The sequence below is a fragment of the Finegoldia magna genome, from assembly GCF_018371055.1.
Lineage (GTDB): Bacteria > Bacillota > Clostridia > Tissierellales > Peptoniphilaceae > Finegoldia > Finegoldia magna_I.
On sequence record NZ_JAGYZD010000047.1, the window covers coordinates 1 to 9,396 of the forward strand.

A 9,396-nucleotide genomic window follows, 5' to 3' on the forward strand; every position below is an offset into this window, starting at 1 on the left:
CACTCCATCTTTTCCAGATTTTATATCTTCCATCATTCGATTGAACTGTATTCTACCTTCAATAGACTTGCCAGACTTTCCGGCATCTTCATACTCTCCGACAATTTCGTAATCGTTGTAAATAGCAAAAGCTTTCATTCGTGATTTTTGTGCCTCTAACGAATATCCCTCTATCTGTATTGACGTAGATACTCGTGTATAGAGGTATACTTTTATTTTTTCTTTTGACATAGCATTAACCTCAATATAACTTTTCTATATCATATATAAACTTTGATTTTTGAATTTAAGTTTGGACTATCATTTCAAGTATATTATAACACTTTTATTAGTCCGTCTCAATTTGTGTTTTTGCCATGTCAAAACTATTTTTCTTCTCTTGATTTTTTGCTGGCGTTGGATCGGGCAGATTATCTAAATCTAAAGCACCAGCATATTTTGCAATCAGATTTGCTATTAAATCAGCCAATCCATTCCAGTCATTGTCCAATATATACCTCCTCTAAAGTTTTATATCTAATAATTATTTGTTTAATTAAGTTTTACGACATTGACAAGTGCCTTGGATTAGCAACATAGGAATCTCACCTCCGCCTCTATTCCGGATGAGCCGGCTTCAACCTTAGAAGTATCATTATCCTCATTTTCTTCATAGCGGATAGGGTATCCCTCCCTATATTCAAACTCTTACTTATCGCTCTCTTTCTTCATCCCTTGCTTTTAGCTTAGCAGTACTTATTATGCCGAATTATTCAGCAGAAAGATCTTGACGGATAGGTTATTACGCTCCAAAAATAATTAACGTCTTGTCTTGGTCTATTCAATTGTTAAGGTTCAAAATTTATCGAGAGTTATTAATCTTTTTAAAATTTGACCATCAGAAAATACTTATATTGATGAAACAAAATTTTATAAATTACTCTCTTATACTTAACAGTGAAAAGAAGTCTTTCTTGGTAACCAATTTTGAAATAGAATTTGCTTATGTAAAAAGGTCCAATTCCCACTGCATAAGTAGCAGTGAAAATTAGACCCTCTTGTTAACTGTCATCTAAAAGTCTTCTAACATTTCTTTAATTTTCTAATCGCCTTTTAGGTGTCATATTTACATTTTTATTATCTCTGGCATACTTTTATACCTTTTCATACTTAAAGTCTTTAATAGTGGCTTTCCACCTCTTTTTATCTATAAAGATTCGCCTACGTCATAGTTCATTTTTTTATTTCCTCCTTGATGTCTTAATTTATCTTTATCTTCTTTATACCATTTTATATTTAGAAATAAAAAATAGATGAGATTTTTTGGATTCTGTTATGAAAAATCTAAAACGAACCTAAATTTTATTATTCAGGTTCGTTTTGTTTTCTATATTGGCTAGGACTAAGTCCTGTGAAATCTTTGAATGCTCTGTTGAAGTTAGATGGATTCTGAAAGTTTAGATCATTGCTTATTTCTAGTATGGATTTATCTGTGTTTATAAGCAAATCTTCTGAATATATTAGTTTTAACCTTTGGATATACTTCATCGGCGTGTATTGGAAGGATCTTGTGAACTTTGTGTTTAGAGTAGATTTTGATATTTTAAATTTTTTCGCTAGATGATCTAAGTTTAGATTTTTATCCAGGTTTTCTTTCATATATTTCTCTACTTCTTCCATTAGTTTATCCCCTCCGGGCGTGAAATAATTGGTCTTACTTGGATTTATGCCAACTTTTCCTATTCTATATATGAGTTCCAAGGATTTTAATTTTATAAATAGCATATCCCTTTCTTTAAGTGCTTGAATTAATTCATTTGCAAGTTTTACCAAATCTTCGTTTTTAATGGCACATCCCATGTCTTTTACATTTTTAAATTTATATATAAATTCTCCAATGTATGGAAAGTAGGGGGAATTTTTATCCAAGATTTTATCTGCTATTACTATGTTAAATGCCGTGGTTCGATGACTTGTTGTGGAAGAAAATTTTGAATTTGGTATTGATCTTCCTACGAATATTTCATTTGTAGTTATGAGAACTTTGCTATTGTTTATGTAAGTGAAATGATTGCCTTCATAGCAGTATCCTATCCTATAGCCTCTATTTCCCTCCGTAGAAGAGTTATGGGCGTTGTATTTCTTCTTTAGACTGATGTAGAGTACAAAGACCCCCGGAAATATTTCGTAAGAGGTCATCTTATTTTCAGGGCTTTCTAAGCCTATATAATTTATAATTCTAGGATCCTCTGTGGGAAATTCTTCGAACCCCCAAGATTTAAGTCTATTCTCTTTCATACAAACTCCACTATATTTTCTTTCGAATTTTTTATAAATTCATAGTCATGGCTTATGACGATTATTGTCTTTCCTTCATCTTTCATCCCTTTTAATATTCCAATTAGTCTTTTCATATTTTCAAAACACAGTCCAGATGTAGGTTCGTCAAGCACCACGATTTCCTTTGGACTGCCATTGCTAGTCCCAGAGCGAGTCTTTGTTTTTCTCCTCCAGATAACTTCTGTGGGTGGCTTTCTCTCCTATCCCAGAGCTCTAGTTTCTTTAATATTTCTTCAATCTTTTTTTCGTCATCTGTTACTATTTTCATCTCCGTTAAAACGGATTCTGTAAATAGCTGATAATTGATATCCTGCATCACTAGAGAAATATAGTCTCCATGGTTTTTTATTCTTCTATTTTTGTAAAATACTTCGCCCTTTTGCTTCTTATTAAGACCGCAAAGATTTCTTATAAATGAAGATTTACCAATTCCATTTGCTCCTATTATGAAATATATTCCCGGATCAAAGCTCATTGAAAAATCAAATAGCTTGGGATTTTTTTCATATTGGCAGGAAAAATCTCTACATACAAGTGATTTTTCTTCATCGAAACTGTGGTCGAATAGGTTCTTCACTTCGTAGCTTTTACTTATAAGTTCTTCTTTTTCTATGTCTTTAAGGGTTCTAAGTCTGTGCTTTTCAAGTATTTCTTCTGAGATTCTATCTTTACTATAGGATAAAATTTTCCGATTTTCAATTACAAGTAGTCTATCCATTATTTCTTTTAAATAGTAGAGTCTATGCTCAGCGATGATTATTATCTTGCCCAAGGATTTTAAAACCTCTAGGCAGTGGGTCAATTTTTCTATGGATTCTCTGTCTAAGGATGCGGATGGTTCGTCGAAAATATATATTTCATTGTCCATAACCGCCACAGAATTTATGGCTATTAGCTGTTTCTGCCCTCCTGATAGTTTGAATAAATCATTGCCTAAAAGATCCTGACTATTTAGTAGTTTTGAAAAATATTCTATCTTTTCATAAATTTTATCCCTAGAAACATTCCTGTTTTCTAGGGCAAATGCGATTTCATCTAGGGAATTAATGGCGTAGAATTGATTTTTTGGATTTTGAAAGACTGTTGAGATGAATTTTGATCTGTCGGTTATATCCAACTTCAAAATACTTTCTCCATCAAATAAAAGATCCCCTTCCATCTTTGCCATATCAACTTCTGGTATAATTCCATTTATAGTCTTGATTAGAGATGATTTACCACATCCAGATCTGCCTGTGATGACATTTATAGATCCCTTTTCAAATTTTAAATTTATATCTTCAAGTATTCTATTTTCTCCCTCATCTTCTTTGAATGAAAGAGAAAAATTCTTAAATTCTAGCATATTTTTATCCTTATAAATAATATTATTATATAAATTCCGAAACTAAGTAGGACATAGTCCGCCGTTTTAAGCCTTGCACATGATATGGAAGACCTCTCTTTATTCATTTTCATGCCTCTTGTCATGGCAGATATCGCAACATTGTCCGCTGTTTGAGATACAATCATAAGTAATGGCACAAATCTATATTCCAGTATCTTCGCCGGATTTTTAAAGAAGTTTTTCATCGTAAGTCCATGCATGTACATAGCTTCTCCGATGATTTTGTAATCTTCTTTTATAGAATAGAAAAATCTAAACATTACAGAAATTGGTATGATTATATAGTCTGGAAATTTGATTTTCTTTAGTGAATAGACGAGATCGCTCATCTTAGTAGTTGTCACAGTGTAATAACCCATCATCACTCCTGGAAGTATTCTAAGTATTATTCCGCAGTAGAGATTAAAGACCATCCCTAAATAAGAATTTGGATACTTGGATGCTACTATCTGTCCTACTACGGCTATCCCAGTATAAAAAAGTCCCTTACCAATAAGGGACCATTTTTTATCTAGGATTGCAAGTAGGTATGGAAATATAGCTAACAAAATTCCAAGGTATTTATAACTCATACTAATGGAACCTTCTGTTGCAGATACCCCTATGATAATTGTTAAGAATAATTTTGTCCTAAAATCAATTTTCATTAAGCCATTCCCGCTTTTTTAAAATGTTTATTTAAGATTTTAATTCCAATGGTACATCCTATGTATCCACCGAGCATACCTAGTAGAACTACAGGTATAAAGGACCAGTTTGGCATAACTGAGAGTAGTTTTTCTGCATATTCAGCCCCATAGCCTTGGTCGATTAAAGACTGTAAATAGGCATCTCTAGCAAAGTAGATTGGTATTAAATTTGCAGCTGCAAAAATCATAAAGACTGTGTAGGTTAGTCTTGCAGTTTTTATTGACTTATAGCCACCCTTTTTTAATATAATTTCACAGATTAATGACAATAAAATTATGGCAGGTAGAACTATCGCTCCATGACCTGACATTGAAAATGTAAGTCCAAATACTATTCCCATGATTAAGATCATGCCAAATTTATCTATCTTTGTTGAATAAAGCATAAATACTGGTCCTGAAACTAAACCGCAAGCAAATGGAACTAGGGGCATAAGTACAGGTATAAAACCTATCATACCTCCACACCAGAGTGCCATTACAGTTAAAAGCGAAAATACTCCTGCATTTATTAAATCTCGAATTCCAAATTTATTCATTTTTTCCTCCTTAATATATAAATTCTTCAGATTTTTTAGATGATTCAATCATCTTTTGGTAAGTTTTACTTTCTTTTATAAGTTCATCGTGTTTTCCAAAATCTTCTATCTTTCCATCTTTCATAACTATGATTTGATCTACATTTCTGATTGATTTCATCCTATGGGAAACTATCATCACCGTCTTATTTTTAATTAATTTATTTAGAGATTCTTGGATATATTTTTCATTTTCCACATCAAGTGATGCCGCAATTTCATCTAGTAGGATTATTTCTGCATCCTTTAAAAATGCTCTTGCTATGGATATTCTCTGTCTTTCTCCTCCAGATAAGTTAGATCCATTTTCGCCAATCTCCGTATCGTATCCATTCTCAAGTTTCTTTACAAATTCGTCACAGTTCGCTAGCCTTGCAGCTTCTAGCACTTCTTCATCACTTGCAGTAGGTCTGCCGAGCCTTATATTTTCCATTACAGAACCGTTAAATAGAATTACATCTTGGAACACCATGGAAATATGTTTAAATAAATCTTCTGTCCTCGCCTTATTTATCTCTTTTTTATCTATTAAGATTTCTCCTCTGTCATAATCATAGAGCCTTGCCACCAATTTTATTAGAGTGGACTTCCCGCAACCAGATGGACCAACAAGAGCAGTAGTTTTTCCCTGCAAAGCCTTGAATGAAATATTATCTATGACTTTTTTGTCATCGAGATAAGAAAATTCTACATTTTTTCCTTCTATATCAAATGATTTAAATTCTGTTTCTCTTCCCGGTTGGATTTCTTCTGATCTAAGTGCCTTTATCTTTTCTATTGGAGAATCCATGTACATTAACTCTCCATAAAATTGGTTAAAGGCAGCAACTCCATCAATTAATCTTGCTGAAGCAAATAGGTAGCCTGCAAAATACAAGATATTTATTTCTCCATTTATCAAGCTATTTAATCCAACATATATTGCAAGGGCTAGGGATAAGTTTGCCACAACTGTTGCAGAAACAATGGGGATAACTTGTCCCAGTTCTGACTTAATGTGTTTCTTTTCTAAGGACCTAACAAAGTCAATGCCACTTTTTTCCTTTTCTTCAGTCAAATTGTAGGATTTGATTTCAGTGGATAGATCTATTAGTTCTTGGAACATCTTCGAAGACTTTCTCTGTTCTTTGTAGTAGGTCGCCGTCGCCTTCTTTTGGATTTTGGTGGAAGTCAAATTCAAAATAGCAGAAATATAAATTGGAGCTATAACTGCAAGACCAAGCTTTACATTTCCAATTAGCAACAAAATGGAAATAATAACTAGGTTTATTATAAAGCCATAAAAACCTGAAACTGCATGAGAAAGACCATGCTCCATTGCCTCTACATCCTTCATAATCGTTTGAGAAAAATCAGTTAAATCTCTTTTTGAATAGAAACTAAGGGGAAGATCTTTTATTATTTCAGAAAGTTCAATCCTTAAATTTGCAGATTCTTTATAGGTTTCATTATAGGTTGTAATGTAATCTTTATTTATTACGAAAATCATTATAAGAGCAATTACTATATATAAAACCACCGAAATCTTGAGATTAAACTTGCCTAGACCCAAGAGACCTTGCATGACATACATAAGAAGAAACATAGGAAGCATGTAGGACAGATTCTTTAAGGTAGAATATTTAATCGCAACGATGGTTCCTTCTGCACCTTTGTCCGTAAGTGCAAATCTATCTTTTAAATAGTTTTTCATAGATCAACCCTCCATTCATTTGCTTCATTGTACATTTCGATAAACTTCTTATACCTGCTGTCTTCCTTCATAAGTTCATCGTGGCTTCCTCTCTCTAGAATTTTTCCATCTTCAACCAGTAGAATTTCGTCCACTCCACGAATCGAAGAAAGCCTATGAGCAATCATAATTGTCGTCCTATCTTTTATGAGTTCCTTAAAGGCAATCTGTAATTCATATTCATTTTCTGGATCTGCAGCAGCAGAAGCTTCATCAAGGATAATTATCTTTGGATCTTTCAAAAATATTCTCGCAATGGAGATTCTCTGTTTCTCGCCACCAGATAGATTTATCCCTTCAGCACCTATTATCGCATCGTACTTGTCTTTGAACTTATCTATAAAGTCATCACAGCGGGCAAGCTTTAAGGCTTTGTAGACCTCTTCATCATCTGCATCTTTATTTGCGAGTTTTACATTTTCAAAAATCGAAATTCCTTGGAATAGTTTAGGATTTTGAAAAACTATACCGATATTTTTCATCAAGCTTTCTCCATCGTAGGAAGAAATATTTCTGTCGCCGATTAAAATTTCTCCAGAATCCACAGGATATAGTCCAGAGATTAACTTAGCAATGGTAGACTTACCAGATCCAGAGCTACCTACAAGAGCATATACTTTGTTCTCGTCAAGATTTAAAGAAAAATTATGTAAAATCTTATTCTTGTCATCGTATGAAAAATCAACATTTTTAAAGATTATATTCTTCTTTTGTAAATCTTTTTGTGTACCAAAAACTATTTCTTTTTCTTTCATCTCTGTGAACAGATTTTCAAGATTATCTACAGCAGAGTTAGCTTGAAAAACATACATGGAAACATACATAATCTTCATTAGATCTACGAAAAATAATCCCATAAATAAAGTGAAAAATAGAATTTTTGCTGACCAGATATTAGGATCTTGTCCTTTTGAAACCATAAATATCGCTAGAAAGACTGGCGTGATTATAAAAATATTTAAAAGCCATTGGAAAAGGACATAGGGAATCCTGCAGGACATCGAATATTTGTAGACCATGTCCTTATAGACCATGATTGAGTCGTAAAGTTTTGTAAAACCGATAAGTGGCGTGTTGAAGATCTTCACCACTGGCATTCCTCTTACATATTCCACAGCCCCAGCATTCATTTCATCTAGCTTCTCCATGTACTTCTTCATAAATGATTGGTCTCCTATCATTTTGTAGAGTAAGTACATACTGAGTAGAATGATGATTACAAAAAATATTCCAAGATAGATGTCAATTGCAAAGGTCAAGGCTATCATGAGTATAGGAGTTAAAGCTGCCATAGTTTGATCTGTTATGAGGTGGGCGACAATCATGTGTGTTTGTTCCACATTGTTGTCGATTATCTTTCTTACCTCACCAGAGTTATGGGTGTCAAAAAAAGTATTTGAAGCTCTAAGTAGGTGCCTAAGTCCTTTTTCACGAAGCCTAGTTTCAAGTCTAAATCCAGCTAAGTGACTCATCCATGTTCCACCAAAGTAGAAGATACTACAGCTGGCAAAGAGGACTAGAATTTTTATAGAGAAAATCTTAAGGTTTATTAAATCTTCTCCACAAAATACATCTCTAAGCAAAATCCAAATTAAATAATAAGCATAGAACTGTAGCAAATTCCCAACTACAGCTAGCATCGCCGCAAGTATTCCATGGATTTTTCTTTCAGGCATATAGGAAAATAATTTCTTATAAAGTTTCATATTAACCTTCTTTCTATGTGCTATTTAATAATCAATATCAATATATCATCTTTTTTTTTATCGTCTAGTCGAAAAAAATTATTCTGTCATAAATTTTAAATAAAATATGATGGTCTTTAAATTTTTGTAAGAGACTGTGTAAAATGCCTTTCCCCTAGGGGAAAGAGATATGTGATCAATTTTTTACTATATGTGGACCACTTTCCGATAATAACTGTGGACCATTTTGGGGTTGACATTTACATCTAAAAGTCTTCTGGCTTTTCTTTAATTTTCTAATCGCCTTTAAAGTGTCATATTTATATTTTTTTATCTCTGGCATACTTTGATACCTTTTAGACTTAAAGTCTTTAATAGTACCTTTCCACCTCTTTTTACCTATAAAGATTCTCCTACATCATAGTTCATTTTTTTATTTCCTCCTTGATGTCTTAGTTTTTCTTTATCTTCTTCATACCATTTTAAGATTGTCACATAGTGGTTTTGATAGGTCTTACCACTGCTTTCCATGTATCTGGATAGTTTATTTATCATTATTTCTGTGTGTGAGTTTAATTTTTCTTTAAGGTTTTTATATTCTTCTTGGCTTAACCTTACATTTTTGAATTCTCCATAAAAAATGGGGGTGGACTTTTTATCTTTTTCTATCTCTCCCTCTTTCTCTTTATCTATCTCTATATCTTTCTCTATCTCTATCTCTCCGTTGCACTTTTGTTGCTTATGTGTTGCATTGGTGTTGCATTGCAACATTTTTAATTCTCTAGACTTTCTTGAACGCCTTGTAGAAGCTGTTTCTGATCCGATTAAGTTTGGTATTTCAGTTAAATAGTATTCATCATTTTCTGTTAAAACTTCTAATAAGCCTTGATTGATTAAATAATTTACCGTAACCATTACATCATCGTCTGTTTCATCTATGGTTAGTGCTAACTCTTTTATAAAATCACTTTCTACTCCGTCATAATAGAGTTTGCCCTCATCTTTT

8 protein-coding genes and 2 pseudogenes are annotated in these 9,396 nt (G+C 32.8%); all 10 read right to left on the bottom strand.

Going from position 1 to position 9,396, the window contains the following annotated elements; genetic code table 11:
• Window positions 1-231 (bottom strand): recombinase family protein (locus tag KHW44_RS03345; RefSeq protein ID WP_304065959.1); only part of this gene is annotated, 231 nt, incomplete at its 3' end.
• A gap of 97 nt (window positions 232-328) precedes the next feature.
• A complete protein-coding gene (locus KHW44_RS03350) occupies window positions 329-490 on the bottom strand; it encodes a hypothetical protein (protein WP_304065962.1) in 162 nt (53 codons plus the stop codon).
• Between the two features lie 696 nt (window positions 491-1,186).
• A pseudogene (locus tag KHW44_RS03355) lies at window positions 1,187-1,279 on the bottom strand (replisome organizer); the annotation flags it as partial.
• Window positions 1,280-1,344: 65 nt separating this feature from the next.
• The gene (locus tag KHW44_RS03360) at window positions 1,345-2,277 is read right to left on the bottom strand and encodes an AraC family transcriptional regulator (RefSeq protein WP_002836989.1); all 933 of its coding nucleotides are present in this window, start codon (window positions 2,275-2,277) and stop codon (window positions 1,345-1,347) included.
• Window positions 2,274-3,664, bottom strand: a pseudogene (locus KHW44_RS03365) (ATP-binding cassette domain-containing protein). The gene KHW44_RS03360 and the pseudogene KHW44_RS03365 overlap by 4 nt, the downstream one beginning before the upstream one ends.
• Window positions 3,658-4,353, bottom strand: a complete 696-nt coding sequence (locus tag KHW44_RS03370) for an energy-coupling factor transporter transmembrane component T (RefSeq protein WP_002837063.1) — start codon at window positions 4,351-4,353, stop codon at window positions 3,658-3,660. Before KHW44_RS03370 ends, KHW44_RS03365 begins: the two are co-directional and overlap by 7 nt.
• Complete coding sequence (locus KHW44_RS03375) at window positions 4,353-4,934, bottom strand: MptD family putative ECF transporter S component (protein ID WP_002840789.1); 582 nt, start codon at window positions 4,932-4,934, stop codon at window positions 4,353-4,355. Before KHW44_RS03375 ends, KHW44_RS03370 begins: the two co-directional genes overlap by 1 nt.
• 10 nt (window positions 4,935-4,944) lie before the next feature.
• Window positions 4,945-6,666, bottom strand: coding sequence for an ABC transporter ATP-binding protein (locus KHW44_RS03380; RefSeq protein ID WP_002837056.1), 1,722 nt, complete (start codon window positions 6,664-6,666; stop codon window positions 4,945-4,947).
• Window positions 6,663-8,411, bottom strand: coding sequence for an ABC transporter ATP-binding protein (locus KHW44_RS03385; RefSeq protein ID WP_002836959.1), 1,749 nt, complete (start codon window positions 8,409-8,411; stop codon window positions 6,663-6,665). Before KHW44_RS03385 ends, KHW44_RS03380 begins: the two co-directional genes overlap by 4 nt.
• A 378-nt stretch (window positions 8,412-8,789) precedes the next feature.
• Window positions 8,790-9,396, bottom strand: a 607-nt coding sequence (locus KHW44_RS03390) for a replisome organizer (RefSeq protein WP_304065969.1), incomplete at its 5' end; no start/stop codon positions are given.

Excerpts from the sequence above, each read along its gene's own strand:
- KHW44_RS03385 (WP_002836959.1), bottom strand. The coding sequence starts at position 8,411 with ATGAAACTTTATAAGAAATTATTTTCCTATATGCCTGAAAGAAAAATC.
- KHW44_RS03360 (WP_002836989.1), bottom strand. The coding sequence starts at position 2,277 with ATGAAAGAGAATAGACTTAAATCTTGGGGGTTCGAAGAATTTCCCACA.
- KHW44_RS03380 (WP_002837056.1), bottom strand. The coding sequence starts at position 6,666 with ATGAAAAACTATTTAAAAGATAGATTTGCACTTACGGACAAAGGTGCA.
- KHW44_RS03375 (WP_002840789.1), bottom strand. The coding sequence starts at position 4,934 with ATGAATAAATTTGGAATTCGAGATTTAATAAATGCAGGAGTATTTTCG.
- KHW44_RS03370 (WP_002837063.1), bottom strand. The coding sequence starts at position 4,353 with ATGAAAATTGATTTTAGGACAAAATTATTCTTAACAATTATCATAGGG.